Raw genomic sequence first — 25906 nt, forward strand, 5'->3', positions numbered from 1 at the left:
TCAACCCGATCGCGATGGAAGAAGGTCTGCGCTTCGCTATCCGCGAAGGCGGCCGTACCGTCGGCGCCGGTGTCGTTGCCAAGATTCTCGAGTAAAATCGCGGATTGACGTATTTGCTGTAAGTGGTGCCCGGAGCCGGGCGCCGGACCTCAGCGGGCGCCCGGCTCTACGTTCTTTTACTGTCTGGCGGCGCAATACCGCCTCGCTCTTTTTCAAGGAATTGTCATGCAGAACCAGAAAATCCGCATTCGCCTGAAGGCTTTCGACTATCGCCTGATCGACCAATCGGCTGCTGAAATCGTCGACACGGCAAAGCGGACTGGCGCAATCGTTCGTGGTCCGGTGCCCCTGCCGACCCGCATTCAACGCTTCGATATCCTGCGTTCGCCGCACGTCAACAAGACGTCGCGCGATCAGCTCGAAATCCGCACGCACCAGCGCCTGATGGACATCGTCGATCCGACGGACAAGACCGTCGACGCACTGATGAAGCTGGACTTGCCGGCTGGCGTGGACGTCGAAATCAAGCTGCAATAAGGGCTTCGAGCGTTGCTCAGCGCCGCTGACAACGCTAAGTCTTTGATTGCTTGCAGAAAACGAAAAGCCTCGCTATAATGCAAGGCTTTTCGCGCATTTGCGCAAAAAAGTCGGTGTGCTGCAGCATGAATTCATGCCCGAAACGGCACCGGCATTTTGTAAATTAGCCCCGACCAATCGCAGTCGGGAATGGAGAAAACGATGAGCCTTGGACTCGTAGGTCGCAAGGTTGGCATGACCCGTATCTTCACGGCAGAAGGGGATTCGATTCCCGTTACCGTGCTGGACGTGTCCGACAACCGCGTGACGCAGATCAAGACTGTTGAAACCGACGGCTACACGGCCGTGCAGGTTGCATTCGGTACGCGCCGTGCATCGCGTGTGACGAAGCCGTTGGCCGGTCATCTCGCCAAAGCCGGTGTTCAAGCCGGTGAAATCCTCAAAGAATTCCAGATCGACGCCGCTAAGGCTGCCGAGTTGTCGAACGGCACCGTAGTTGGTCCTGACCTGTTCGAAGTAGGCCAGAAGGTCGACGTGCAAGGCGTGTCGATTGGTAAGGGCTACGCCGGTACCATCAAGCGTTACAACTTCGCATCCGGCCGTGCATCACACGGTAACTCGCGCTCGCACAACGTGCCGGGTTCGATCGGTATGGCGCAGGATCCGGGTCGTGTTTTCCCGGGTAAGCGCATGACCGGTCACATGGGTGACGACACGGTAACGGTGCAAAACCTCGAAATCGCTCGTATCGACGCTGACCGCAAGCTGTTGCTGGTCAAGGGCGCCGTTCCGGGTGCGAAGGGTGGCAAGGTATTCGTTACGCCGGCCGTGAAGACGCGTGCCGTGAAAGGAGCGAAATAATGGAACTTAAGCTCCTGAATGCCAATGGTCAGGAAGGTGCAGGCGTTAGCGCGTCGGACGTCGTGTTCGGCCGCGATTACAACGAAGCCCTGATTCACCAGGTGGTGGTTGCGTATCAAGCGAATGCCCGTAGCGGCAACCGCGCGCAGAAGGATCGTGAGCAAGTCAAGCACACGACCAAGAAGCCGTGGCGTCAGAAGGGTACGGGCCGCGCCCGTGCCGGTATGTCGTCGAGCCCGTTGTGGCGCGGCGGTGGCCGGATCTTCCCGAATTCGCCGGAAGAAAACTTTTCGCACAAGGTTAACAAGAAGATGCATCGCGCAGGTCTCTGCTCGATCTTCTCGCAGCTGGCCCGCGAAGGCCGTATCTCGGTTGTCGACGAGCTGACGCTCGAAGCTCCGAAGACCAAGCTGCTGGCCGAAAAATTCAAGGCGATGGGTCTCGACTCCGTGCTGGTGATTACCGACACGGTTGACGAAAACCTGTACCTCGCGTCGCGCAACCTCGCCCATGTGGCGGTTGTCGAGCCGCGTTACGCCGACCCGCTGTCGCTGATCTACTTCAAGAAGATCCTGATCACGAAGGCTGCGGTCGCCCAGATCGAGGAGTTGCTGTCATGAGCGAGATTCGCAAAAACGATCATCGTTTGATGCAGGTCCTGCTCGCGCCGGTGATCTCCGAAAAGGCGACGCTGGTGGCCGACAAGAACGAGCAAGTCGTGTTCGAAGTCGCGCCCGATGCCACGAAGCAGGAAGTGAAAGCTGCAGTCGAGCTGCTGTTCAAGGTGGAAGTCAATTCCGTCAACGTGCTGGTCTCGAAGGGCAAAGCCAAGCGCTTTGGCCGCTTCATGGGCAAGCGCAAAGACGTGAAGAAGGCATACGTCTGCCTGAAGCCCGGCCAGGAAATCAACTTTGAAGCGGAGGCCAAGTAATCATGGCAATCGTTAAAGTTAAGCCGACTTCGCCGGGTCGCCGCGCGATGGTCAAGGTGGTCAACAAGGATCTGTACAAGGGCAAGCCGTTTGCACCGCTGCTCGACTCGCAATCCTCGACCGCCGGCCGTAACAACAATGGCCACATCACTACGCGTCACAAGGGTGGTGGTCACAAGCATCATTACCGTGTCGTCGATTTCCGTCGCAACAAGGACGGCATTGCAGCGAAGGTCGAACGTCTCGAATACGATCCGAACCGTAGCGCGAACATCGCGCTGGTTCTGTATGCGGACGGCGAGCGTCGTTACATCATCGCTCCGAAGGGTATCACCGTCGGTCAGCAGCTGATGTCCGGTTCGGAAGCGCCGATTCGCGCAGGCAACACGCTGCCGATCCGCAACATTCCGGTCGGTACGACGATTCACTGCATCGAAATGCTGCCGGGCAAGGGCGCGCAAATGGCGCGTTCGGCTGGCACGTCGGCGATGTTGCTGGCTCGTGAAGGCATCTACGCACAGGTCCGCCTGCGCTCGGGTGAAATCCGCCGCGTCCACGTTGAGTGCCGCGCGACGATTGGTGAAGTTGGCAACGAAGAGCATAGCCTCCGTCAAATCGGTAAGGCTGGCGCAAACCGCTGGCGCGGTATCCGCCCGACGGTGCGTGGCGTTGCAATGAACCCGGTCGATCACCCGCACGGTGGTGGTGAAGGCAAGACGGCTGCAGGTCGCGATCCGGTGAGCCCGTGGGGCACGCCTGCTAAGGGTTATCGCACCCGCAGCAACAAGCGCACGACGAGCATGATCGTCCAGCGCCGTCACAAGCGTTAAGGAGTAGGCAATGGCACGTTCTGTAAAAAAAGGTCCGTTCTGCGACGCCCATTTGCTGAAGAAAGTTGAGGCGGCAGCAGCTTCGCGGGATAAGAAGCCGATCAAAACCTGGTCGCGTCGCTCGACGATCCTCCCGGATTTCATCGGTCTGACGATCGCCGTTCATAACGGCCGTCAACACGTTCCGGTGTACATCTCGGAAAACATGGTCGGCCACAAGCTTGGCGAGTTCGCACTGACCCGTACGTTCAAGGGTCACGCAGCCGACAAGAAGGCTAAGAAATAAGGGGCTCAAGATGGAAGTGAAAGCAATTCATCGCGGTGCCCGCATCTCGGCGCAGAAAACGCGCCTTGTGGCTGACCAGATCCGCGGTTTGCCGGTCGACAAGGCGCTGAACGTTCTGACGTTCTCGCCGAAGAAGGCTGCGGGAATCGTGAAAAAGGTCGTGCTGTCGGCGATCGCGAATGCGGAGCATAACGAAGGCGCCGATATCGATGAGCTCAAGATCACGAGCATTTACATCGACAAGGCTGCGTCGCTCAAGCGTTTTACCGCGCGCGCTAAAGGCCGCGGTAACCGCATCGAGAAGCAATCCTGTCACATCACTGTGACGGTCGGGAATTAAGGGGTCATACGATGGGACAGAAAATTCATCCGACTGGCTTCCGTTTGGCCGTCAGCCGCAATTGGGCGTCGCGTTGGTACGCGAACAACAACAATTTCGCGGCGATGTTGCAGGAAGACATCGGTGTTCGTGAATACCTGAAGAAGAAGCTGAAGAACGCTTCGGTTGGTCGCGTCGTTATCGAGCGCCCGGCGAAAAACGCGCGCATCACGATTTATAGCTCGCGTCCGGGTGTGGTCATCGGTAAGAAGGGCGAGGATATCGAGCTGCTGAAGTCGGAACTGCAACGCCGCATGGGCGTTCCGGTCCACGTCAACATCGAAGAAATCCGCAAGCCGGAAACCGATGCGCAACTGATCGCCGACTCGATCACGCAACAGCTCGAGCGCCGGATCATGTTCCGCCGCGCGATGAAGCGTGCGATGCAGAACGCGATGCGTCTGGGTGCTCAAGGCATCAAGATCATGAGCGCTGGTCGTCTGAACGGTATCGAAATCGCTCGTACGGAATGGTATCGCGAAGGTCGCGTTCCGCTTCATACACTGCGCGCAGATATCGACTATGCGACTTCGGAAGCGAAGACGACGTACGGCATCATCGGCGTGAAGGTGTGGGTCTACAAGGGCGATACGCTCGGCCGCAACGACGCACCGGTGGTTGAAGAAGTCGCCGAAGAAAAGCGTCCGCGTCGCAACGCACGTCCGGGTGGCGATCGCCGTCCGCGTCGCGATGGTGAAGGTGGTGGCCCGGCAGGTGCACGCCGTGGCGCTCCTCGTCGTGCTGGCGGTGCCGGCGGCGACGGGAAGACTGGAGAATAACGATGCTGCAACCGAAACGCAGAAAGTATCGCAAAGAGCAGAAAGGTCGTAACACCGGTGTCGCTACCCGCGGTAACGCGGTGTCGTTCGGTGAATTCGGCCTGAAGGCTATCGGTCGTGGTCGTTTGACCGCGCGCCAGATTGAAGCGGCACGTCGTGCAATGACGCGTCACATCAAGCGTGGTGGCCGCATCTGGATCCGCATCTTCCCGGACAAGCCGATCTCGCACAAGCCGGCTGAAGTACGTATGGGTAACGGTAAAGGTAACCCTGAGTACTACGTCGCAGAGATTCAACCGGGCAAGATGCTGTACGAAATGGACGGCGTAACCGAAGAGCTGGCACGCGAAGCGTTCCGTCTGGCTGCAGCTAAGCTGCCGCTTAAGACGACGTTCATCGTGCGTCAGCTCGGCGCCTAAGGAGCAAATGATGAAGGCTTCCGAACTTCACCAGAAAGATCAGGCCGCGCTCAACAAGGAGCTGTCGGACCTGCTGAAGGCGCAATTCGGCCTGCGCATGCAACTCGCGACCCAGCAGCTCACGAACACGAGCCAGCTGAAGAAGGTTCGTCGCGACATCGCACGTGTGCGGACCGTCCTGACTGAGAAGGCGAACCAGAAATGAACGATAGCGTAAAAACCTCGCTCAAGCGGACGCTGGTCGGCAAGGTCGTCAGCAACAAGATGGACAAGACGGTCACCGTGCTGGTTGAGCACCGCGTGAAGCACCCGATCTACGGCAAGTATGTTGTGCGCTCGAAGAAGTACCACGCGCACGACGACGCGAACACGTACAACGAGGGTGACCTCGTTGAGATCCAGGAAACTCGTCCGATTTCGAAGACGAAGGCTTGGGTTGTGGCTCGCCTGGTCGAGGCTGCTCGCGTCATCTGACGCCGCTGAGTAGTAGAAGTTGTTGAAATCGCAGTAGATTTCGCTTGCAAGACCGAGATTATTTGTTATAATCTCGGTCTTCCCTCTTTATGGGAGCCCCGTCGCGGGCGAAGTTGGTGGGGGAAGCGGTTCAGGCGCCAGTCTGTCCCGAAGGATTCACCGGATTGCGATGGCGGGTTTCGTTTGCCGTCGCTGCTGTTCTAACCCAAGCAGCCGATTGGCTGACGGGACCAAGACTGACCGGGTACGCCATGGTGGTGTGGCCGGATTAAGTTGGGAAAGATAAACCATGATCCAGACCGAAACTCGGCTTGAAGTGGCCGACAACACGGGTGCGCGTGAAGTCATGTGCATCAAGGTGCTCGGCGGCTCGAAGCGTCGTTATGCCAGCATTGGCGACATCATCAAGGTGACCGTCAAAGAAGCAACGCCGCGCGGGCGCGTGAAGAAAGGCGAAATTTATAACGCTGTGGTGGTTCGCACCGCCAAGGGCGTGCGCCGTCAGGACGGCTCGCTGATCAAGTTCGATGGCAACGCCGCAGTGTTGTTGAATGCCAAGCTCGAACCTATTGGCACCCGTATTTTCGGGCCTGTCACGCGCGAGTTGCGCAGCGAACGATTCATGAAGATCGTTTCGTTGGCACCTGAAGTGCTGTAAGGAGTCGCGATGAACAAGATTCGCAAAGGTGACGAAGTTATCGTCATCACCGGCAAAGATAAAGGCAAGCGCGGCGTCGTGCTGTCCGTTGGCGAAGGCAAGGTCACTGTCGAGGGTATCAACCTCGTCAAGAAACACGTCAAGCCGAACCCGATGAAGGGTACGACGGGTGGTGTGGAAGCCAAGACGATGCCGCTGCAAATTTCGAACGTCGCATTGGTCGACGCGAATGGCAAGGCGTCGCGTGTAGGCATCAAGGTCGAAGGAGACAAGAAGGTCCGTTTCCTTAAGACGACTGGTGCCGAGCTGAGCGCCTGACGCTGCGGAGTAAAAAAATGGCTCGTTTGCAAGAGTTTTACAAAGAAAAGGTTGTACCCGGCCTCATCGAGAAGTTCGGTTACAAGTCCGTGATGGAAGTGCCGCGCATCACCAAGATCACCCTGAACATGGGCCTTGGCGAAGCGGTTGCTGACAAGAAGATCATCGAAAACGCCGTTGGCGACCTGACGAAGATCGCAGGCCAAAAGCCGGTGATCACGAAGGCACGCAAGGCAATCGCTGGCTTCAAGATCCGTCAGGGATACCCGATCGGTGCAATGGTCACGTTGCGTGGTCAGGCAATGTACGAATTTCTGGACCGTTTCGTGACGGTTGCGCTCCCCCGTGTGCGTGACTTCCGTGGCGTGTCGGGTCGTGCGTTCGACGGTCGCGGCAACTACAACATCGGTGTGAAAGAGCAGATCATTTTCCCCGAAATCGACTACGACAAGATCGACGCACTGCGTGGGCTGAACATCAGCATCACGACGACTGCGAAGACCGACGACGAAGCAAAGGCTCTGCTCGCCAGCTTCAAGTTCCCGTTCAGAAACTGAGGTTACCGTGGCTAAACTGGCACTGATCGAACGTGAAAAGAAGCGTGCTCGCCTCGCCGCTAAGTACGCGCCCAAGCGCGCAGAGTTGAAGGCGATCATCGGCGATATGAGCAAGTCGGACGAAGAGCATTACGCAGCACGTCTGGAACTGCAACAACTGCCGCGCAACTCTAACCCGACCCGTAAGCGCAATCGTTGCGCAATTACCGGTCGTCCGCGCGGTACGTTCCGTAAATTCGGGCTGGCGCGTAACAAGATTCGCGAAATCGCGTTCCGCGGCGAGATCCCTGGCCTGACCAAGGCGAGCTGGTAATAGGAGAAACGTAAATGAGCATGAGTGATCCTATCGCCGATATGCTGACTCGCATCCGCAACGCGCAGATGGTTGAGAAAGTCTCGGTGACTATGCCCTCGTCGAAAGTCAAGGTTGCGATTGCGCAGGTCCTGAAGGACGAAGGCTATATCGATGATTTCGCAGTGAAGTCCGAAGGTGCGAAGTCTGAATTGAACATCGTGTTGAAGTACTACGCTGGCCGTCCGGTGATCGAGCGCATTGAGCGCGTCTCGAAGCCTGGTCTGCGTGTGTACCGCGGCCGTAACGACATCCCCGTGGTCATGAATGGCCTCGGCGTGGCAATCGTGTCGACGCCGAAGGGCGTGATGACGGACCGCAAGGCGCGCGCAACGGGCGTTGGCGGCGAAGTCATCTGCTACGTCGCTTAAGGCCGAAAGGAGAGAAACATGTCTCGAGTAGGTAAAAGCCCGATCGCGCTGCAAGGCGCAGAAGTGGCCCTGAGCGACGATCGCATTACCGTCAAGGGCCCGCTGGGTACGATTACGCAGGCGGCTAACCGCCTCGTGAAAGTGGTGAACGACAACGGCATTCTGAAGATCGAGCCGGTTGACGAAAGCCGCGAAGCGAATGCGATGTCGGGCACGATGCGCGCACTGGTGGCGAACATGGTGAACGGCGTGACGAAGGGTTTCGAGCGCAAGCTGACGCTGGTTGGCGTCGGTTACCGCGCACAGGCGCAAGGCGACAAGCTGAACCTGTCGCTGGGTTTCTCGCACCCCGTGGTGCACCAGATGCCGGAAGGCGTCAAGGCTGAAACCCCGTCGCAAACCGAAATCGTGATCAAGGGGATCGACAAGCAGAAAGTTGGCCAAGTCGCGGCAGAAGTGCGCGGCTATCGTCCGCCGGAGCCCTATAAGGGCAAGGGTGTGCGCTACGCCAACGAGGTCGTGATCCTCAAAGAAACGAAGAAGAAGTAAGGGTGCGCAATCATGGATAAGACTCAATCTCGCCTGCGCCGCGCTCGTCAGACGCGTATCAAGATCGCTGAGCTGCAGGTCGCGCGTCTCGCCGTGCATCGCACGAATACGCACATCTATGCGCAAGTGTTCTCGCCGTGCGGCACCAAGGTGCTCGCCAGCGCGTCGACGCTCGAGGCCGAAGTGCGTGCGCAACTGGCTGATCAAACGGGCAAGGGCGGCAACGTCGCTGCTGCCACGCTGATCGGCAAGCGCATTGCAGAAAAGGCTAAGGCTGCCGGCATCGAATCCGTCGCCTTCGACCGTTCGGGTTTCCGTTACCACGGCCGCGTGAAAGCGCTGGCTGATGCGGCGCGCGAAGCCGGACTCAAGTTCTAAGGGAAGAATTCGTCATGGCAAAGATGCAAGCGAAAGTTCAGGCTGACGAACGCGACGACGGCCTGCGTGAAAAGATGATTTCGGTCAACCGCGTGACCAAGGTCGTGAAGGGTGGCCGTATTCTCGGTTTCGCCGCACTGACCGTGGTCGGCGACGGTGATGGCCGCGTCGGTATGGGCAAGGGCAAGGCGAAGGAAGTGCCTGTCGCTGTCCAGAAGGCGATGGAACAAGCCCGCCGCAACATGTTCAAGGTGCCGCTGAAGAACGGTACCCTGCAACACGAAGTGCACGGCAAGCACGGCGCATCGATGGTCCTCCTCGCTCCGGCGAAGGACGGTACCGGTGTGATCGCTGGCGGTCCGATGCGCGCAGTGTTCGACGTGATGGGCGTGCAGAACGTTGTGGCCAAGAGCCACGGTTCGACGAACCCGTATAACCTCGTTCGTGCAACGCTCGACGGTCTGCGCAAGCAGTCCACGCCGGGCGACATCGCGGCGAAGCGCGGCAAGTCCGTCGAAGATATTCTGGGCTAAGGTGGACACCATGTCTGATAAAACTGTCAAGGTCCAGCTCGTCAAGAGCCTGATCGGCACCCGCGAAACGCACCGTGCAACGGTGCGTGGCCTCGGTCTGCGCCGACTCAACTCGGTTAGCGAATTGCAGGACACGCCGGCCGTGCGCGGCATGATCAACAAGGTTTCGTACCTCGTTAAGGTCATCAGCTAAGCGGCTGACCGGGACTCAAGGAGTTGATAATGGAATTGAATAACCTGAAGCCGGCTGAAGGCGCGAAGCACGCAAAGCGTCGCGTTGGTCGCGGCATCGGCTCTGGCCTGGGCAAGACCGCCGGCCGTGGTCACAAAGGTCAGAAGTCGCGTTCGGGCGGCTTTCACAAGGTTGGCTTCGAAGGCGGTCAAATGCCGCTGCAACGTCGCCTGCCGAAGCGTGGCTTCACCTCGCTGACGAAGGAGTTCGTTGGTGAAGTGCGTCTCTCCGATCTGGAAAAGCTGCCGGTCGACGAAATCGACCTGTTGGCTCTGAAGCAAGCCGGTTTGGTTGGCGAGCTGATCAAGAGCGCCAAGATCATCGCGACGGGCGAGCTCAAGCGCAAGATCGTTGTGAAGGGTCTGGGTGCGACGAAGGGTGCGCGCGCTGCTATTGAAGCAGCCGGCGGCTCTTTTGCCGAGTAACGCGCAAGTTATTTGCCGTCACTAGCATTTGCATCGGAGAAGGTACTTGGCTAACAGCCCGAGTCTCGCAAAACCCGGTCGCAGCGCGGCGAAGTTTGGCGATCTGCGTCGGCGAGCAGTGTTTCTGCTGCTGGCGCTGATCGTCTACCGTATCGGCGCGCACATTCCGGTGCCGGGTATCGACCCGGACCAGCTGGCAAAGTTGTTCCAGAGCCAGTCGGGCGGCATCCTTGGCATGTTCAACATGTTTTCGGGTGGCGCACTTTCGCGGTTCACGATTTTCGCGCTTGGGATCATGCCGTACATCTCGGCGTCGATCATCATGCAGTTGCTGGCGATTGTCTCGCCGCAGCTGGAAGCGCTGAAAAAGGAAGGGCAGGCGGGGCAGCGGAAGATCACGCAGTACACGCGGATCTTCACGGTCTTGCTGGCGACGTTCCAGGCATTCGGCATCGCCGTGGCATTGGAAAATCAGCCGGCTCTCGTGATCGATCCGGGAATGGTGTTTCGGCTGACGACGGTCGTGACGCTGGTAACGGGCACGATGTTCCTGATGTGGCTCGGTGAGCAGATTACGGAGCGCGGACTCGGCAACGGTATCTCGATCATCATTTTCGGCGGTATTGCAGCGGGTTTCCCGAATGCAATCGGTGGTCTCTTTGAACTGGTCCGAACCGGCTCGATGAGTATCATCTCGGCGATTATTGTCGTTGCGTTGATTGCTGCTGTGACGTATCTGGTGGTGTTCATCGAACGCGGCCAGCGCAAGATCCTTGTGAACTACGCGAAGCGGCAAGTCGGTAACAAGATTTACGGCGGTCAATCCTCGCATTTGCCGCTGAAGTTGAACATGTCGGGCGTGATTCCGCCGATCTTTGCATCGTCGATCATTCTCTTCCCGGCAACCATCCTGAACTGGTTTAGTTCGGGGTCGCGTACCGGCTGGTTCGCAGACACGCTGCATAATGTGGCCGAAGCCCTCAAGCCCGGCCAACCCGTGTATGTGTTGCTGTACGCGTTGGCGATCGTATTCTTCTGCTTTTTCTACACCGCTCTGGTGTTCAACAGCAGGGAGACGGCCGACAACCTGAAGAAGAGTGGCGCATTCGTTCCTGGCATCCGCCCGGGCGATCAAACGGCGCGATATATCGACCGCATCCTGACGCGTCTGACGCTGGCCGGTGCGATCTACATCGTGTTTGTTTGTCTGCTGCCCGAGTTCTTGGTGCTGCGCTGGAACGTGCCGTTTTATTTTGGTGGAACGTCGCTGCTGATCATTGTCGTCGTCACAATGGATTTCATGGCGCAGGTGCAGTCGTACGTTATGTCGCAACAGTATGAATCGCTGCTGAAGAAAGCTAATTTCAAAGGCGGCGGCGTCCCGATGCGTTGAAAGGACTTATGGCCAAAGACGATGTTATCCAGATGCAGGGTGAAGTCATCGAAAACCTGCCTAACGCTACCTTCAGGGTGAAGCTGGAAAACGGCCATGTCGTATTGGGACACATATCCGGGAAGATGCGGATGCACTACATCCGAATCTTGCCGGGCGACAAGGTGACGGTTGAATTGACGCCTTACGATCTGTCGCGTGCGCGGATCGTGTTCCGGGCGAAGTGATTTGAAAAAAGGGTAATATCATGAAAGTGATGGCATCGGTTAAGCGCATTTGCCGCAATTGCAAGATCATCAAGCGCAAAGGCGTTGTGCGCGTGATTTGCAGCTCTGATCCGCGCCACAAACAGCGTCAAGGCTGAACGCCGCGCTTTTGCTTGCGCTTTTTGTTTGAGGAAAAACAATGGCTCGTATCGCAGGGGTTAACATCCCGAATCACCAGCATACTGAAATCGGCCTGACGGCTATTTACGGTATCGGCCGCACGCGCTCGCGCGACATTTGCGTCGCTGCTGGTGTGGCATTTTCGAAGAAGGTCAAAGACCTGAACGACGCAGACCTCGAAAAGCTGCGTGAAGAAGTCGGCAAGTTCATCGTTGAAGGCGATCTGCGCCGTGAAACGACGATGAACATTAAGCGCCTGATGGATCTCGGCTGCTACCGTGGCGTTCGGCATCGTAAGGGCTTGCCCCTGCGCGGCCAGCGTACGCGTACGAATGCCCGTACGCGCAAGGGTCCGCGTCGTGCAGCGCAATCGCTGAAGAAGTAAGCGGAACTGACAGTTACAGGAAAACGTAATGGCTAAGGCTTCGAACAACTCCGCGGCGCAACGCGTTCGCAAGAAGGTCAAGAAGAACGTCGCCGAGGGCGTGGTTCACGTTCACGCGTCGTTCAACAACACCATCATCACGATCACCGATCGTCAAGGCAATGCACTTGCTTGGGCAACGTCGGGTGGTCAGGGCTTCAAGGGCTCGCGTAAATCGACCCCGTTTGCAGCCCAGGTGGCAGCCGAATCGGCTGGCCGCGTGGCGATGGAATACGGCGTGAAGAACCTCGAAGTGCGGATCAAGGGCCCCGGTCCTGGCCGTGAATCGGCGGTGCGCGCGTTGCATGGTCTTGGCATCAAGATCACCGCGATCTCCGACGTCACTCCGGTCCCGCACAACGGCTGCCGTCCGCCGAAGCGTCGTCGTATCTAAGACGCTGTTTTCGCTAGCGCCTGTTGCCGCCGGATTTAGTAACCGGCGAAACAGGCTGCTTGCGCTATTGAATTGACTAAGCCCACTGTTCGACCCAAAGGGTTCGGACTAGCGCGAGTGTCTGCATTCGCGTGATCAATCAACGAAGGAATCAACGTGGCACGTTATATCGGCCCTAAGGCCAAGCTGTCCCGCCGTGAAGGCACTGACCTGTTCCTGAAGAGCGCCCGTCGTTCGCTCGCTGACAAGTGCAAGCTTGACAGCAAGCCTGGCCAGCATGGCCGCACGTCGGGTGCACGTACGTCCGACTACGGCACGCAGTTGCGCGAAAAGCAAAAAGTGAAGCGCATCTACGGTGTCCTCGAGCGCCAATTCCGCCGTTACTTCGCTGAAGCCGACCGTCTGAAGGGCAACACGGGTGAGAACCTGCTGCAATTGCTCGAGTCGCGTCTGGATAACGTCGTGTATCGCATGGGCTTCGGCTCGACGCGTGCTGAAGCACGTCAGCTCGTGAGCCACAAGGCGATCATGGTGAACGGCGTTGTGTCGAACATCCCGTCGATGCAAGTGAAGGCAGGCGACGTCGTCGCAGTGCGCGAACAATCGAAGAAGCAAGCGCGTATCCTCGAAGCGCTGTCGCTGGCTGAACAAGGCGGTTTGCCCAGCTGGGTCGCTGTCGATTCGAAGAAGTTCGAAGGCACGTTCAAGTCCAAGCCGGAACGCAGCGACATCGCTGGCGATATCAACGAAAGCCTGATCGTCGAATTGTATTCGCGGTAATCGGATTAATGGCCGGGGCACCCCGATTGCGTTGCGCAAGGGGGAGTCTCGGCTGTTTATTTTCAGGTTGTTACCGGTCAGCCTTATCGGTGTAACGAGCCGAGGGTATTGAAAAGGAAAACCTATGCAAACCAGTTTGTTGAAGCCCAAGATCATCGCAGTTGAATCGCTGGGCGAAAGCCACGCGAAAGTGGTCATGGAACCGTTTGAACGCGGTTACGGCCACACCTTGGGTAACGCGCTCCGGCGCGTGCTGTTGTCGTCGATGATTGGCTACGCGCCGACCGAAGTGACGATCGCAGGCGTCGTACATGAGTATTCGACGCTCGACGGTGTGCAAGAGGACGTGGTCAACCTGTTGTTGAACCTGAAGGGCGTAGTGTTCAAGCTGCATAACCGTGACGAAGTGACGGTTACGCTGCGCAAGGAAGGCGAAGGCGTTGTCACTGCTGGCGATATCGAACTCGCGCATGATTGCGAAGTCATCAACCCTGATCACGTGATTGCGCATCTGTCGAAGGGCGGCAAGCTCGACGTCCAGATCAAGGTCGAGAAGGGCCGCGGTTACGTGCCGGGCAATGTGCGTCGTTACGGCGAAGAGTCGGCCAAGATCATCGGCCGTATCGTGCTGGACGCGTCGTTCTCGCCGGTTCGCCGCGTGAGCTACGCCGTTGAAAGCGCTCGCGTCGAACAGCGTACCGACCTCGACAAGCTCGTGATGAACATCGAAACGAACGGTGTCATCTCGCCGGAAGAAGCGATTCGTCAATCGGCTCGCATTCTCGTTGATCAACTGTCTGTGTTCGCCGCACTGGAAGGCACCGAAGCAACGGCTGAAGCGCCGTCGCGCGCGCCGCAGATCGATCCGATCCTGCTGCGTCCGGTCGATGATCTCGAATTGACGGTTCGGTCAGCGAACTGTCTGAAGGCCGAGAACATCTACTACATCGGCGATCTGATCCAGCGCACGGAAAACGAGTTGCTCAAAACGCCGAATCTGGGCCGCAAGTCGTTGAACGAAATCAAGGAAGTACTGGCGTCGCGTGGTTTGACGCTCGGCATGAAGCTCGAAAATTGGCCGCCCGCTGGGCTGGACAAGTAAGTCGGCGCTTCGTCTCGGGGCAGAACCCGTCGCTGCACTGGCACAGACGCGGATTTTCCTTTAGAATCCGCGTCTTGCCTTTTTCAACTACCGGCCCGTGCACTCGAATTTGCAGTAGATCGAGCGCGATAGAAGAGCTGGACCAAAACTCTGAATCGAAGGAATCAACATGCGTCACCGTCATGGTCTGCGGAAACTGAACCGCACGAGCAGCCACCGTCTGGCAATGCTCCGTAATATGTCCAACTCGCTGATCGAGCACGAAGTCATCAAGACCACGCTGCCGAAGGCGAAAGAACTCCGTAAAGTTGTCGAGCCGCTGATCACGCTGGGCAAGAAGCCGTCGCTTGCAAATCGCCGTCTGGCATTCAACCGCCTGCGCGACCGTGACTCGGTCACGAAGTTGTTTGAAGTCCTCGGCCCGCGCTACGCTACCCGTCCGGGCGGCTACCTGCGCGTGCTGAAGTTCGGCTTCCGCGTCGGCGACAATGCACCGATGGCTCTGGTCGAATTGCTCGATCGTCCGGAAGTTGAAGAAGTTGAAGTGCAAGAAGCCGAGTAAGCTTCGAGGCACTAAAGAGCCAGACGTCACGCTTGGCTACAGAATGCAGACGAACCCCACGTTTCTCGGAGCGTGGGGTTTTGTTTTTCGGGCTAGGCAAATGTCTCCGTGAGTCGCAGGGTTGGGTAGGAAAAGCCGATCGAAAAGCGCCACGGCAGGAGGTCGAAGCGCGCATGACCAACCGGTCGCATCGCTGCAGCATGCATGCCTGAAAGCCACCCACCACGGCTGCAGCGCTTTACGGATCCAAGTTCAAGCGCGCAGCCAGTCAATCCGCAGTGGCCAAATGCCGCACACGCGAGCCCGCGCTGCCTGCGGCACTTGACTGCCAGGTGATACGATATTGCCACCCGAATCGTGCCTTGCCGGAGCTTTCAGTGAGCGTGAGTGTTACCTTGATCCTGACGACGGTGCCCGACGCGACCGTTGCTGACAAGCTCGCCGCAGACGCGCTCGCTGCCCGGCTATGCGCCTGCGTAACGCAACTCGGCGCCGTGCAATCGCGCTACCACTGGCAAGGGCAGGTCGAAACGGCACAAGAAATACAGTTGTTGTTCAAGACGAGCGCCGCACGTGCTCTTGAGCTTGAGCAATACATACAGACGCACCATCCATACGACACGCCGGAAATTCTGTCGTGGCAAGCGACGGCCTCGGCCATTTATGGTCAGTGGATCCTTGCAGAAACCCAACGCCCTCTACATGTTTAACTGTCTCGACGGGCGCGCGCGCCATGCGCTTCGTGCCGTATTCCTCCTCTTTGCCGGCCTGATCCTGGCGCAGTTCTGCATGCTCGCCCGTGCGGCAGACGACTTCCTGGATCCCGCGGTAGCGTTCAAGTTCAGTGCGGCAGAAAAGCCGGGCGAAGTCGACGTTACGTACAAAATTGCTGACGGCTACTACATGTATCGGGAGCGTTTCGCATTCGCAACCCGCAGTGGCAACGCGACAATCGGTGAGCCGCAGTTGCCGGCGGGCCATATCAAGTTCGATCAGACATTCAACAAGAACGTCGAGACGTATCGCAACGAGCTGACGATCCGCATCCCGGTTAAGCAGGCCGCCGGAGGGTTCGATCTGGCCGTGACATCCCAAGGGTGTGCGGACGCCGGTATCTGCTATCCGCCGATGGAGCGCGTCTACCATGTAAGCGGTGCTGCTCTGCAACCGGCGGGCAGCGCGGGCGCGCTGCAATCTGAGTCAAGCGATACCCCGTGGTACGAGCGGGCCACCAACGCCGATTACGCGCAATCGCTGCTCCAAGGCGGCGGTTTCCTTACGATCATCGGACTTTACTTCGTCGCGGGCATGGTGCTGAGCCTGCTGCCGTGCTCATACCCGATGATTCCGATTCTTTCGGCAATCATCATCGGCGAGGGCGCACGGGTCACGCGCGCGAGAGGTTTGGCGCTATCGCTCGCCTATGTAGTCGGAATGGCGCTCGTCTACACCGCCCTCGGAATTGCCGCCGCGCTCGTTGGGCAAAGTCTGGGCGCGTGGCTGCAAAATCCGTGGGTGTTGGGCGCGTTCGGCGTACTACTGACCGTTTTTGCGCTCACGTTGATTGCGGGTTTCGATATCGCACTGCCGCAGCGTTGGCAGGAAGGCGTTTCGCACGTGTCGGCGCAGCGCTCTGGCGGCAAGTTTGCAGCCGTTGCCGGAATGGGCGCGCTGTCCGCGTTGGTCGTGGGTGCCTGCATGACTGCGCCGCTCTTCGCGGTGCTCGCCTTCATCGCGCACACGGGGAATGCGGTGCTCGGCGGCGCCGCGCTGTTCTCCATGGGACTTGGGCTTGGCGTGCCGTTGCTTATCATCGGATTTGGTGCCGGAACCTTGCTGCCGCGCGCCGGCGCGTGGATGGACAGCGTTAAAGTGCTGTTCGGTGTCGTGCTGCTCGCCGCGGCGCTCTGGATCGTCTGGCCGGTGCTCGGAGCAACGGCTGCCATGCTCCTGAGTGCGCTCTGGCTCTTGATCGCTGCGGCGTCGCTGGGTCTCTTTTCGGCACCTTTGGCGCAAGCATCGATATGGCGCCGGCTCGGCCGCGGTATCGGCGCCGCCTTTGCCGTTTGGGCGGCGGTGCTGCTCGTTGGACTGGCGGCTGGCTCGTCAGATCCGCTGCGTCCGTTGGCCGTGCTGGCGACGCGCGGCGGCGCGCCGGTGCCGGATCGTGTGGCTGGCTCGCCCCAGAATGCGTCGCAGGCCGATCTGGCGTTTCAACCGGTGCGATCATCGGTCGGACTGGACGAGGCCGTCAAAGCCGCTGCGCAGCCTGCCATGCTCGATTTCTACGCCGACTGGTGCGTCAGTTGCAAAGAGATGGAGAAATTCACTTTCAGCGACCCGCGCGTCCAGGCGAAATTGAAGGAGATGAACCTGCTGCGCGCCGACGTCACTGCCAACAACACCGACGACCAGGCACTGCTCAAGCGCTTTGGCCTTTTCGGGCCGCCGGGAATTATCTTCTTCGACCGCGGCGGCAAGGAGGTACTGCGCGTCGTCGGTTACGAGTCGGCCGACAAATTTCTGCGCACGCTCGAACGGGCGAGCCGACCTCAGGCGTGATCGCATTGACCGCATGAACGAGCGGCAAGCGCGAGTGGATAAAAAAACGGAGGCGTGACCAAAAGTCCGCCTCCATTTCACGTTCTGGCCCTTGCTGAACTCGCACGTGAATCGACTTAGTCCCCGCCAGACGAGCTAGCTGCCGCCAGGCGCGGCGCAACTACTTCTGCGAGCGAAGAATCCTCGCTGCATCCAGCGCGAAATAGGTCAGAATGCCGTCCGCGCCCGCGCGCTTGAAGGCGAGCAGCGATTCCATCATCGCCTTGTCGTGGTCCAGCCACCCGTTCTGAGCCGCTGCCTTCAGCATCGCGTATTCGCCGCTGACCTGATAGACGTAGGTCGGGAACTGGAACTCGTCCTTCACCCGGCGCACGATATCCAGGTAAGGCATGCCTGGCTTGACCATGACCATGTCGGCGCCTTCGTTGATGTCCGCTTGCACCTCGCGCAACGCCTCGTTGGAGTTGGCGGGGTCCATCTGGTACGTCATCTTGTTGCTTTTGCCGAGGTTCGTCGCGGAGCCCACAGCGTCGCGGAACGGGCCGTAGAACGCGGACGCGAATTTGGCCGCATAGGCCATGATCCGCGTGTGGACATGGTCCTCGCTTTCCAGCATTTCGCGGATGGCGCCGATTCGGCCGTCCATCATGTCCGAAGGCGCGACGATATCTACGCCGGCTTCAGCTTGCGCGCGTGCCTGTTCGATCAGGATGTCGACGGTCTCATCGTTAATCACGTAGCCGTTTTCGTCGAGCACGCCGTCCTGGCCGTGGCTCGTGTACGGATCCAGCGCGACGTCGGTGAGAACGCCCAGATCCGGGAAGTGCTTCTTCAGCTCGCGAACCGCCCGCGGGATCAGACCAGCGGCGTTGGTCGCTTCGCGGCCATCGGGTGTCTTGAGCGACGGCTCGATCGCCGGAAACAGCGACAGCACCGGCACGCCGAGCTCGACGCATTGCTCGGCGACTTTCATCAGCAAGTCGACCGAAACCCGCTCGACGCCAGGCATCGACGGCACGGCTTGCCGCACGTTAGTGCCTTCGACTACAAAAACGGGGTAAATCAGATCGTTGGTGGTGAGGATGTTCTCGCGCATCAGGCGGCGCGAGAAGTCGTCGCGGCGCATGCGGCGAGGACGATAGTGCGGGTAGAAGCTCATGGAATTGAAGATCGTGGATGTCTTGACGTAGGACAGTGCCCAGAGAGGTGCTCGGGAGACGGCGGCCGCTCACGGAAACTTTTCAAGACAATGGTATATCATACCGATCGAGCAAGGCGCTTGGCGCTGACCTCCCCGCTTCTCCTCCCTGAGCGGGTGCCTGTCGTTTTTCGATTAGGCTGTTTGACCCGCCGTTAAAGCGGCGGGTTTTTTTATGGGCGGCGGAAAGAGCGCGTTCAGGCTTTCAGCAAATACACCGCGAGGTTACTGTGCGGCGTCGGTTGCGCCCTTCGTTTCGGGGATCAGCCAGCTTTCAATCAGTTCGTGAGCTTCGTCGATACCGACCCGCTTGAGCGCGGAGAAGAGTTGCGCCGTCAGCTCGCCTTGATAGCCCGCCGCACAATATTCGTCAAAACCCTTCTGTGTCGCGCGCAACGCATTCACGCTTTCCTGACGCGTCAATTTGTCGCATTTGGTGAGCAGCGCGTGAATCGGCTTTCCAGTCGGAGCAAACCACTCGATCATTCGCCGATCGAGATCGGTCAGTGGCCGGCGCGAGTCCATCATGAGGATCATGCCGCGCAATTGCGACCGCGATTGCAGGTACGTGGAAAGCAGCGCCTCCCAATGAGCCTTGGCTGCGCCGGGCACTTCCGCATAGCCGTAGCCGGGCAGATCGACAAGATGGGCCGTGGGTTCGTCCGCCTTGCCGACGGAGAAGTAATTGATGTGCTGGGTGCGTCCCGGTGTCTTACTCGCGAATGCGAGCCGCTTCTGGTTGCACAGGATATTGATGGCCGTCGACTTGCCTGCATTCGAGCGCCCGGCAAAAGCAATCTCAGGCTGAGCGGTGGCCGGCAGATCACGAAGGTGATTGACGGTCGTGAAAAAGCGGGATTGGTGGAGCAGGAAGGACATGATCAGGCCAGATTTCGAGACGCCGGGGAACCCGGAGTGGGGACGGGTCAAGCCCGACTGGCGTCTTAGCGATTAGCGAGTTATTGTACAATACGATGGTTTACTGAAAACCTGAGGGGGCCAGCCCGCGTGCCTCGGCGGCTCCTGGCGGTCACTCGGGTCGCCGTCGTATTGTGCAAAACCTCTAAAATCCACAAGACGAGACAGGGTGTGCGAATGAATCGACTGTGCAAGGCTCTGATGGTTTTTCATGTAGCAGCAGGTCTTTCAAGTTTGGCAATTCAGGCACGAGCAGCAGATCCGGCAAAGCCGGACGTCAATCGGGGGCAGGCAATCGCAGTGCAGGTTTGCGCGTCATGTCACGGCGCAGACGGCAACAGTGCCGGCGGCGCATACCCGAAACTGGCTGGCCAGCATCCCGATTATCTCGTCAAGCAACTCAAGGATTTCAAGCCGCAGCCCGGCGCCAAGCAGCCCGCGCGTAACAATGCGATCATGACGGCTATGGCGGCCGCGCTGTCCGACCAGGATATGGTCAACGTCGCAGCCTACTTCGCGGCGCAGGCTCCAAAGCCCGGTTATGCGCACAACAAGGACACGGTGCCGCTCGGGCAGAAGATTTATCGAGGCGGTATCGCGGACAAGGGCGTGCCGGCCTGTGCCAGTTGTCATGGGCCCACGGGTCAGGGTATTCCGTCGCAGTATCCGCGCTTGTCCGGCCAATGGGCTGAATACACGGTGGCGCAGTTGAACGCGTTCACGCAGGGCCCCGGAGCGCGCAATAACAACGAGGCGATGCATGCTGTCGCATCGCGTCTGTCGGACAGCGAGATCAAAGCTGTGGCCGATTACATCGCGGGCTTGCACTAAGAGGCCCGCGCGCAATTGCAACCGGCCCGCCGAGGCCGGTAAAAAACAAGAAAAGGGTGGGGGCGTCGTGTCAACGGTCGCCCTTCACCCTTTTTTGCTGTTCAGTCGGAGTATGAATGAGCGTCACCACGTCGGGTTTGCAGTCGAAGTCGAGCAATCGCATCGTGCGCAACGTTGTCGAAGTATTGAGTTCGATGCGTTTTGCCATTGCGCTGCTCGTGATCCTGTCGATCGCCAGCATTATCGGCACCGTCCTTACGCAGGACGATCCCTATCCCAATTACGTCAACCAGTTCGGCCCGTTCTGGGCGGACATCTTCCGCGCGCTAAGCCTTTACACGGTTTATAGCTCGTGGTGGTTCATGCTGATTCTCGGCTTTCTGATGGTGTCGGTGTCGCTGTGCGTGATCCGCAACGCGCCGAAAATGATTGCCGACACGAAGAGCTGGAAAGACAAGGTCCGCGAAGCCAGCCTCCGCGCGTTCCATCACAAGGGCGAATTCGCGGTGCATGGCACGCGTGCCCAGACGTCGGCAGTGCTCGCCAGACTGTCCGCCAAGCTCGGCTACAAGTTCGTCACGCGCGAGTCGGACGGCGCCACGCTGATCGCGGCCAAGCGCGGCGCGTTGACCAAGCTCGGCTACATTTCCGCGCACATTGCGATCGTGGTGATCTGCCTTGGCGGGCTGCTGGACAGCAATCTGCCGATCAAACTGCAAATGTGGCTGTTCGACAAATCGCCGATCCGCGCGAACACCGTAATCAATGACATCCCGCCGGAACATCGCCTGTCGCAATCGAATCCGACGTTCCGCGGGTACGCATGGGTGCCGGAAGGGCAGCACGTGTCCACCGCGATCCTCAACCAGCCGGACGGCTCGCTGATCCAGGACCTGCCGTTTTCGATCGAGTTACAGAAATTCATCGTCGATTATTATTCGACGGGCATGCCGAAGCTGTTCGCTAGCGACATCGTCGTGGTAGATCACAAGACCGGCGCGCGCGTGCCGGCTCGTATCGAAGTGAACAAGCCGTTCGAATACGACGGCGTGTCGATCTATCAATCGAGCTTCCAGGACGGCGGCTCGCAAATGCAGATGACGGCCTACCCGATGACGGGCCCGAGCGCGAAAGCCGCGCCTTTCGGCGGCACGATCGGAGGCAATGCGCCGTTGAGTTCGGCCACGTCGCTTGCCGACGGGCAGACGGTCGAGTTCACCGACTTCCGCGCGATCAACGTAGAGAACATTTCCAATGGCAGCGGCCAGACGGACGCCCGCGGCGTCGCCGCCCACCGCTCGCTGAAGGAAGCTTTCGACGAGCGGCTCGGCTCGGGCGCGAAGACGTCCAAGCCGCTCGACCTCCATAACGTCGGCCCCTCGGTGCAGTACAAAGTACGCGACAAGGACGGCCAGGCACGCGAGTACAACAACTACATGCTGCCGGTGGCGGTTGCCGGGGAACGATTCTTCCTTGCCGGCATGCGCCTCAATCCCGACGACCCGTTCCGCTATCTGCGCATTCCCGCCGACAGCGGCGGTACCGTGAAGGATTGGATGAACCTGCGCGCAACGCTCGAGAACCCGGGAATGCGCGCGCAAGCCGCTCACCGCTTCGCCCAGCGCTCCGTGCCCGAAGCGAACACGGAATTGCAGCAGCATCTGGAGGAAAGCGCGCTGCGCGTGCTGACCCTTTTTGCGGGCGCGGACAACACCGTCAAAATGCCGAACGGTCAGCCGGTCGGCGGCTTCCAGGCGATCGCCGGATTTATCGACCATTCGGTGCCGAAGGGCGAGCAGGAAAAGGCGGCAGGCCTCCTGTTGCGCATGCTCGAAGGCTCGATGTGGGACCTTTGGCAACTGTCGCGCCAGCAAGTCGGCGAGCCAGAGGCGCAGGCCAACGCGGATTCGAGCCGCTTCGTGCAAAGCTCGATCAATGCGATATCCGACAGCTTCCTGTATGGATCGCCGGTCTACTTGCAGCTCGACTCGTTCAAGCAGGTGCAAGCCTCGGTATTTCAGCTGACGCGCGCACCCGGCAAAAAAGTCGTGTATCTTGGCAGCCTGCTTCTCGTGTTGGGCATCTTTTCGATGTTCTACGTCCGCGAACGGCGCCTGTGGTTCTGGCTCAAAGATACTGAGCAGGGCACCAATGTCGTGATGGCCATGTCGAGCGCGCGCAAAACGCTCGACTTCGAAAAAGAATTTGTTCAGACGCGCGACGCGGTTGGCGCCGCGTTGGGCGCGAAGCTCACCGATGCATCGTCCGGCAACGCCGGCACGCCGTCCGCAAGCTCACAAGATTCGACCCGGTAATACCATGGACTTGACTCAGGTTTCCTCATCTTCCCCTTCATCCGCCCGACCCGCCAAGGCGTCTGCGGACGAAGCGTTCAACGCTGTCCAATATGACGAGCGGCCGTTCCTGAAACGGCTCGGCATCGTCGACTGGCTATTCGCCCTCGCCATGGTCGCGGGCGCCGGGTTCGCGCTGTCGCGCTATTACCCGTTCATGAATTACTACGACAAACTGGTGCTGGTGTGCGCGGTGCCGGTCTTCGTCGTGCTCGGCTGGCGCTGGAAGCCCGTGCGTCCGCTGATGGTGGGCATTGCGGCACTGTCGCTGCTGGCCATCCAGATCTATCACGGCGATCTGAGCCGGGCGGACAACGCCTTCTTCCTCAAGTATTTCCTGTCGAGCCAGTCCGCGATTCTGTGGATGAGCGCGCTTTTCGTATTCGCCACCGTTTTCTACTGGATCGGCCTGCTCTCGCGCTCCCCGACCGGCGCCGCGATCGGCTCGAAAATGACATGGGCCGCCGTGCTGATGGGCTTCGTCGGTCTGATGGTGCGCTGGTACGAGTCGTATCTGATCGGCGCGGACGTCGGCCATATTCCCATTTCGAACCTGTACGAAGTCTTCGTGCTGTTCAGCCTGATCACCGCGCTGTTCTATCTCTACTATGAACAGCACTACAACACGCGCGCGCTCGGTGCGTTCGTGCTGCTCGTGATCAGCGCCGCCGTCGGTTTCCTGATGTGGTATTCGGTCGCCCGCGACGCGCAGCAGATCCAGCCGCTCGTTCCGGCGCTGCAAAGCTGGTGGATGAAGATCCACGTGCCGGCGAACTTCATCGGGTACGGCAGCTTTGCCTTGTCGGCAATGGTCGCAGTCGCTTATCTGGCGAAGGAGCGTGGCATGTTGGCCGACCGCCTGCCGGCGCTCGAAGTGCTCGACGACGTCATGTACAAGTCGATTGCCGTCGGCTTCGCGTTCTTCACGATTGCGACGATTCTCGGCGCGCTGTGGGCGGCGGAAGCGTGGGGCGGCTACTGGAGCTGGGACCCCAAGGAAACGTGGGCACTGATCGTCTGGCTGAACTATGCAGCCTGGCTGCATATGCGTCTGATGAAAGGCTTGCGCGGCGCGGTCGCCGCGTGGTGGGCGCTGACCGGCCTGCTCGTCACGACATTTGCGTTCCTTGGCGTGAACATGTTCCTGTCGGGCTTGCATAGTTACGGCAAACTGTAATTTCCGCTGTTCCCAACCGACAAAGAACCGCCGCGTGTTTCGCACCGGCGGTTTTTTTATGGCCAGCGGAATATTTGCACGCCAAATGTGTTCGTCCATGTGAGTACGCATGGATGGCCCGACGAGCGATCATCACCCTGGCCCCGTTAGATGTCTGAGGCGGCGGCCGGCAAGGAGCAGCATGATGTGGATCAAGCGAAGCGACAGGATTCAACTTACCGGCGACGATATCGCTCGCAGCGAAATCACGCCGCAGCACATTTTCGAGAACCGGCGGCGCGTGCTGCAGGCCGCAGGCGCGCTGGCGCTCGGCAGTCTGATCGGCGTGAACGGCGAAGCACTGGCGGCCTACACCTCGACCGACCCGAAGGCGCAGAAACTGGCGGCCAAAACGAACACGAAGTTCGTCGCGCTGGACAAGATCACGCCGTTCAAGGACATCACCACGTACAACAACTACTACGAGTTCGGCACCGACAAGTCCGATCCGGCGCATAACGCTGGAACATTGCGTCCGCGGCCGTGGAAGGTCAGTGTCGAAGGCGAGATCAAGAACCCGAAGGTCTACGACATCGACGAACTGCTCAAGCTCGCGCCGCTCGAGGAGCGCGTGTATCGGCTGCGTTGCGTCGAAGGCTGGTCGATGGTGATTCCGTGGATCGGCGTGCCGCTCGCCGAACTGGTCAAGCGCGTGCAGCCGACAGGCAACGCGAAATATGTTCAGTTCATTACGTTGGCCGACCCGTCGCAGATGCCGGGACTCTCCACGCCTATACTCGACTGGCCATACTCCGAAGGCTTGCGTATGGACGAGGCGATGAATCCGCTCACGCTGCTCACCATGGGTGTGTACGGTCAGGTGCTGCCTAACCAGAACGGCGCGCCGGTTCGCGTGGTGGTGCCGTGGAAATACGGCTTCAAGAGCGCCAAGTCGCTGGTGAAAATCCGCTTTGTCGAGAAACAGCCCGCGACGAGCTGGAACACCTATGCGTCGAGCGAGTACGGTTTTTATTCGAACGTGAACCCGAATGTCGACCATCCGCGCTGGAGTCAGGCGACTGAGCGGCGCATCGGCGAAGACGGCTTTTTCACGCCCAAGCGCAAGACGTTGCTGTTCAACGGCTATGGCGATCAGGTGGCGTCTCTTTATCAGGGCATGGACCTGAAGAAGAACTTCTGAGCGACATGACGATGGCTTCCGATACCCAATCTGTCACTCGTACCGGGCAGAGCGCGCCGCGAGCCAATGCGCCTGCTACGGCGCCGGCAAAGCGTCCCGCCGCTGGCTCGCGCTGGGTCGTGCCCGCGAAAATCGCGGTGTTCATCGCGGCGTGGTATCCGCTGGCGCGGATCGTGTTGTTCGGCGTGACCGACCGGCTGGGCGCAAACCCGATCGAGTTCATCACGCGCTCAACGGGCCTCTGGACGCTCGTGTTCCTCTGCATCACGCTGGCCGTGACGCCGCTGCGCCGGCTCACAGGCATCGCGGCGTTCGTGCGGTTTCGCCGCATGCTCGGGCTATACGCGTTCTTCTACGCGACGCTGCATTTCACGACTTATCTCTGGTTCGACAAATGGTTCGACGTGGCGGAGATCGTCAAGGACATCGGCAAGCGGCCGTTCATTACTGTGGGTTTTGCAGCGTTCGTGCTGCTGATCGCGTTGGCCGCAACGTCGCCGCGCGCAATGGTGCGCAAGCTCGGCCGCCGCTGGCAGACGTTGCACCGCGCGATCTATGCCATCGGCGCGCTGGCGATTCTGCATTTCTGGTGGATGAAAGCGGGCAAGCACGACCTGATCCTGCCGAAGATCTACGGCGCGATCATGCTGGCGCTGCTGGGTTGGCGTCTGATTGTGTGGCTACGCGATCGGCGCAAGTTGAAGCTGCGCTGACTGCGCGCGAGCGTAACCGCTAATAAAAAAGGCGATGCCATTCGGCATCGCCTTTTTTACTTG

Annotated in this window: 39 protein-coding genes; 37 read left to right on the top strand and 2 right to left on the bottom strand. The window is 59.2% G+C overall.

Features of this window, described 5'->3' with window-relative positions:
* The 32 genes from J2W46_RS28915 to dsbD all read left to right on the top strand — a co-directional run.
* Positions 1–95, top strand: a 95-nt coding sequence (locus tag J2W46_RS28915) for an EF-Tu C-terminal domain-related protein (protein WP_024163108.1), incomplete at its 5' end; no start/stop codon positions are given.
* 130 nt (positions 96–225) lie between these two features.
* Positions 226–537: a 30S ribosomal protein S10 gene (rpsJ, locus tag J2W46_RS28920; RefSeq protein ID WP_006998489.1), complete on the top strand. Its 312-nt coding sequence runs from the start codon at positions 226–228 to the stop codon at positions 535–537.
* 201 nt (positions 538–738) lie between these two features.
* Complete coding sequence (gene rplC / locus J2W46_RS28925; protein WP_007180137.1) at positions 739–1398, top strand: 50S ribosomal protein L3; 660 nt, start codon at positions 739–741, stop codon at positions 1396–1398.
* On the top strand, positions 1398–2018 hold the full coding sequence (rplD, locus tag J2W46_RS28930) for a 50S ribosomal protein L4 (protein ID WP_007180136.1): 621 nt from the start codon (positions 1398–1400) through the stop codon (positions 2016–2018). Before rplC ends, rplD begins: the two co-directional genes overlap by 1 nt.
* Positions 2015–2329 (top strand): 50S ribosomal protein L23, encoded by a 315-nt coding sequence (gene rplW, locus J2W46_RS28935; RefSeq protein WP_007180135.1) that lies wholly within the window; start codon positions 2015–2017, stop codon positions 2327–2329. The genes rplD and rplW overlap by 4 nt, the downstream gene beginning before the upstream one ends.
* Positions 2330–2331: 2 nt before the next feature.
* A complete protein-coding gene (gene rplB / locus J2W46_RS28940; RefSeq protein ID WP_020070581.1) occupies positions 2332–3159 on the top strand; it encodes a 50S ribosomal protein L2 in 828 nt (275 codons plus the stop codon).
* 10 nt (positions 3160–3169) lie between these two features.
* A complete protein-coding gene (rpsS, locus tag J2W46_RS28945) occupies positions 3170–3445 on the top strand; it encodes a 30S ribosomal protein S19 (RefSeq protein ID WP_004199273.1) in 276 nt (91 codons plus the stop codon).
* A 10-nt stretch (positions 3446–3455) separates the two neighbouring features.
* Positions 3456–3785 carry a 50S ribosomal protein L22 gene (rplV, locus tag J2W46_RS28950; protein WP_011490054.1) on the top strand — a complete coding sequence of 110 codons (330 nt, stop codon included), beginning with the start codon at positions 3456–3458 and terminating at the stop codon, positions 3783–3785.
* Between the two features lie 11 nt (positions 3786–3796).
* Entirely contained in the window at positions 3797–4603 is an 807-nt protein-coding gene (rpsC, locus tag J2W46_RS28955; protein WP_020070582.1) for a 30S ribosomal protein S3, read from the top strand.
* Between the two features lie 2 nt (positions 4604–4605).
* Positions 4606–5022 (top strand): 50S ribosomal protein L16, encoded by a 417-nt coding sequence (gene rplP, locus J2W46_RS28960; protein WP_013340739.1) that lies wholly within the window; start codon positions 4606–4608, stop codon positions 5020–5022.
* Positions 5023–5032: 10 nt separating this feature from the next.
* Positions 5033–5227 (top strand): 50S ribosomal protein L29, encoded by a 195-nt coding sequence (rpmC, locus tag J2W46_RS28965; RefSeq protein WP_007180130.1) that lies wholly within the window; start codon positions 5033–5035, stop codon positions 5225–5227.
* Entirely contained in the window at positions 5224–5496 is a 273-nt protein-coding gene (gene rpsQ, locus J2W46_RS28970) for a 30S ribosomal protein S17 (RefSeq protein ID WP_007180129.1), read from the top strand. Before rpmC ends, rpsQ begins: the two co-directional genes overlap by 4 nt.
* A gap of 289 nt (positions 5497–5785) precedes the next feature.
* Positions 5786–6154 carry a 50S ribosomal protein L14 gene (gene rplN, locus J2W46_RS28975; protein ID WP_006052212.1) on the top strand — a complete coding sequence of 123 codons (369 nt, stop codon included), beginning with the start codon at positions 5786–5788 and terminating at the stop codon, positions 6152–6154.
* 9 nt (positions 6155–6163) lie between these two features.
* The gene (gene rplX / locus J2W46_RS28980; protein WP_020070584.1) at positions 6164–6472 is read left to right on the top strand and encodes a 50S ribosomal protein L24; all 309 of its coding nucleotides are present in this window, start codon (positions 6164–6166) and stop codon (positions 6470–6472) included.
* Positions 6473–6489: 17 nt separating this feature from the next.
* The gene (gene rplE, locus J2W46_RS28985; RefSeq protein ID WP_006052214.1) at positions 6490–7029 is read left to right on the top strand and encodes a 50S ribosomal protein L5; all 540 of its coding nucleotides are present in this window, start codon (positions 6490–6492) and stop codon (positions 7027–7029) included.
* A 7-nt stretch (positions 7030–7036) separates the two neighbouring features.
* The gene (gene rpsN / locus J2W46_RS28990; RefSeq protein WP_006052215.1) at positions 7037–7342 is read left to right on the top strand and encodes a 30S ribosomal protein S14; all 306 of its coding nucleotides are present in this window, start codon (positions 7037–7039) and stop codon (positions 7340–7342) included.
* 14 nt (positions 7343–7356) lie between these two features.
* Complete coding sequence (gene rpsH / locus J2W46_RS28995) at positions 7357–7752, top strand: 30S ribosomal protein S8 (RefSeq protein ID WP_006052216.1); 396 nt, start codon at positions 7357–7359, stop codon at positions 7750–7752.
* An 18-nt stretch (positions 7753–7770) separates the two neighbouring features.
* A complete protein-coding gene (rplF, locus tag J2W46_RS29000) occupies positions 7771–8301 on the top strand; it encodes a 50S ribosomal protein L6 (RefSeq protein ID WP_006052217.1) in 531 nt (176 codons plus the stop codon).
* Positions 8302–8313: 12 nt separating this feature from the next.
* Positions 8314–8679: a 50S ribosomal protein L18 gene (gene rplR / locus J2W46_RS29005; RefSeq protein ID WP_006052218.1), complete on the top strand. Its 366-nt coding sequence runs from the start codon at positions 8314–8316 to the stop codon at positions 8677–8679.
* 14 nt (positions 8680–8693) lie between these two features.
* A complete protein-coding gene (gene rpsE, locus J2W46_RS29010; RefSeq protein ID WP_006052219.1) occupies positions 8694–9212 on the top strand; it encodes a 30S ribosomal protein S5 in 519 nt (172 codons plus the stop codon).
* Positions 9213–9222: 10 nt separating this feature from the next.
* Entirely contained in the window at positions 9223–9405 is a 183-nt protein-coding gene (gene rpmD, locus J2W46_RS29015) for a 50S ribosomal protein L30 (protein WP_007180126.1), read from the top strand.
* 29 nt (positions 9406–9434) lie between these two features.
* Positions 9435–9869 carry a 50S ribosomal protein L15 gene (gene rplO / locus J2W46_RS29020; protein ID WP_020070585.1) on the top strand — a complete coding sequence of 145 codons (435 nt, stop codon included), beginning with the start codon at positions 9435–9437 and terminating at the stop codon, positions 9867–9869.
* 46 nt (positions 9870–9915) lie between these two features.
* A complete protein-coding gene (secY, locus tag J2W46_RS29025; RefSeq protein WP_025601778.1) occupies positions 9916–11262 on the top strand; it encodes a preprotein translocase subunit SecY in 1347 nt (448 codons plus the stop codon).
* A gap of 8 nt (positions 11263–11270) precedes the next feature.
* Positions 11271–11489: a translation initiation factor IF-1 gene (infA, locus tag J2W46_RS29030; protein ID WP_004521905.1), complete on the top strand. Its 219-nt coding sequence runs from the start codon at positions 11271–11273 to the stop codon at positions 11487–11489.
* Between the two features lie 20 nt (positions 11490–11509).
* Positions 11510–11626 (top strand): 50S ribosomal protein L36, encoded by a 117-nt coding sequence (gene rpmJ / locus J2W46_RS29035; RefSeq protein WP_004199844.1) that lies wholly within the window; start codon positions 11510–11512, stop codon positions 11624–11626.
* 41 nt (positions 11627–11667) lie between these two features.
* Positions 11668–12033: a 30S ribosomal protein S13 gene (gene rpsM / locus J2W46_RS29040; protein WP_006052223.1), complete on the top strand. Its 366-nt coding sequence runs from the start codon at positions 11668–11670 to the stop codon at positions 12031–12033.
* A gap of 28 nt (positions 12034–12061) precedes the next feature.
* Positions 12062–12466, top strand: a complete 405-nt coding sequence (gene rpsK, locus J2W46_RS29045; protein ID WP_006052224.1) for a 30S ribosomal protein S11 — start codon at positions 12062–12064, stop codon at positions 12464–12466.
* 156 nt (positions 12467–12622) lie between these two features.
* Positions 12623–13246 carry a 30S ribosomal protein S4 gene (gene rpsD / locus J2W46_RS29050; protein ID WP_310358512.1) on the top strand — a complete coding sequence of 208 codons (624 nt, stop codon included), beginning with the start codon at positions 12623–12625 and terminating at the stop codon, positions 13244–13246.
* A gap of 124 nt (positions 13247–13370) precedes the next feature.
* The gene (locus tag J2W46_RS29055; protein ID WP_006052226.1) at positions 13371–14348 is read left to right on the top strand and encodes a DNA-directed RNA polymerase subunit alpha; all 978 of its coding nucleotides are present in this window, start codon (positions 13371–13373) and stop codon (positions 14346–14348) included.
* Between the two features lie 169 nt (positions 14349–14517).
* Positions 14518–14910 (top strand): 50S ribosomal protein L17, encoded by a 393-nt coding sequence (gene rplQ / locus J2W46_RS29060; RefSeq protein WP_006052227.1) that lies wholly within the window; start codon positions 14518–14520, stop codon positions 14908–14910.
* Positions 14911–15287: 377 nt separating this feature from the next.
* Positions 15288–15620, top strand: a complete 333-nt coding sequence (gene cutA / locus J2W46_RS29065) for a divalent-cation tolerance protein CutA (protein ID WP_374726885.1) — start codon at positions 15288–15290, stop codon at positions 15618–15620.
* Positions 15613–17472: a protein-disulfide reductase DsbD gene (gene dsbD, locus J2W46_RS29070; RefSeq protein WP_310358515.1), complete on the top strand. Its 1860-nt coding sequence runs from the start codon at positions 15613–15615 to the stop codon at positions 17470–17472. Before cutA ends, dsbD begins: the two co-directional genes overlap by 8 nt.
* Positions 17473–17632: 160 nt before the next feature.
* Here dsbD and hemB read toward each other — a convergent pair whose 3' ends face one another.
* Positions 17633–18631 (bottom strand): porphobilinogen synthase, encoded by a 999-nt coding sequence (hemB, locus tag J2W46_RS29075; protein ID WP_027805034.1) that lies wholly within the window; start codon positions 18629–18631, stop codon positions 17633–17635.
* Between the two features lie 264 nt (positions 18632–18895).
* Positions 18896–19549, bottom strand: coding sequence for a ribosome biogenesis GTP-binding protein YihA/YsxC (gene yihA / locus J2W46_RS29080; RefSeq protein WP_310358519.1), 654 nt, complete (start codon positions 19547–19549; stop codon positions 18896–18898).
* A gap of 216 nt (positions 19550–19765) precedes the next feature.
* Between yihA and J2W46_RS29085 the strand changes: the two genes are divergently transcribed.
* From J2W46_RS29085 to msrQ, 5 genes are all read left to right on the top strand, one after another.
* On the top strand, positions 19766–20419 hold the full coding sequence (locus J2W46_RS29085; protein WP_088176469.1) for a c-type cytochrome: 654 nt from the start codon (positions 19766–19768) through the stop codon (positions 20417–20419).
* Between the two features lie 116 nt (positions 20420–20535).
* Complete coding sequence (locus tag J2W46_RS29090; RefSeq protein WP_088176470.1) at positions 20536–22734, top strand: cytochrome c biogenesis protein ResB; 2199 nt, start codon at positions 20536–20538, stop codon at positions 22732–22734.
* Between the two features lie 4 nt (positions 22735–22738).
* Positions 22739–23950, top strand: a complete 1212-nt coding sequence (gene ccsB / locus J2W46_RS29095) for a c-type cytochrome biogenesis protein CcsB (RefSeq protein WP_310358526.1) — start codon at positions 22739–22741, stop codon at positions 23948–23950.
* A 184-nt stretch (positions 23951–24134) separates the two neighbouring features.
* On the top strand, positions 24135–25130 hold the full coding sequence (gene msrP / locus J2W46_RS29100; RefSeq protein ID WP_310358689.1) for a protein-methionine-sulfoxide reductase catalytic subunit MsrP: 996 nt from the start codon (positions 24135–24137) through the stop codon (positions 25128–25130).
* 11 nt (positions 25131–25141) lie between these two features.
* A complete protein-coding gene (gene msrQ / locus J2W46_RS29105; protein WP_310358529.1) occupies positions 25142–25843 on the top strand; it encodes a protein-methionine-sulfoxide reductase heme-binding subunit MsrQ in 702 nt (233 codons plus the stop codon).
* Positions 25844–25906 lie beyond the last annotated feature (63 nt).

This window comes from Paraburkholderia strydomiana, assembly GCF_031456815.1.
Taxonomy (GTDB): Bacteria; Pseudomonadota; Gammaproteobacteria; order Burkholderiales; family Burkholderiaceae; genus Paraburkholderia; species Paraburkholderia caledonica.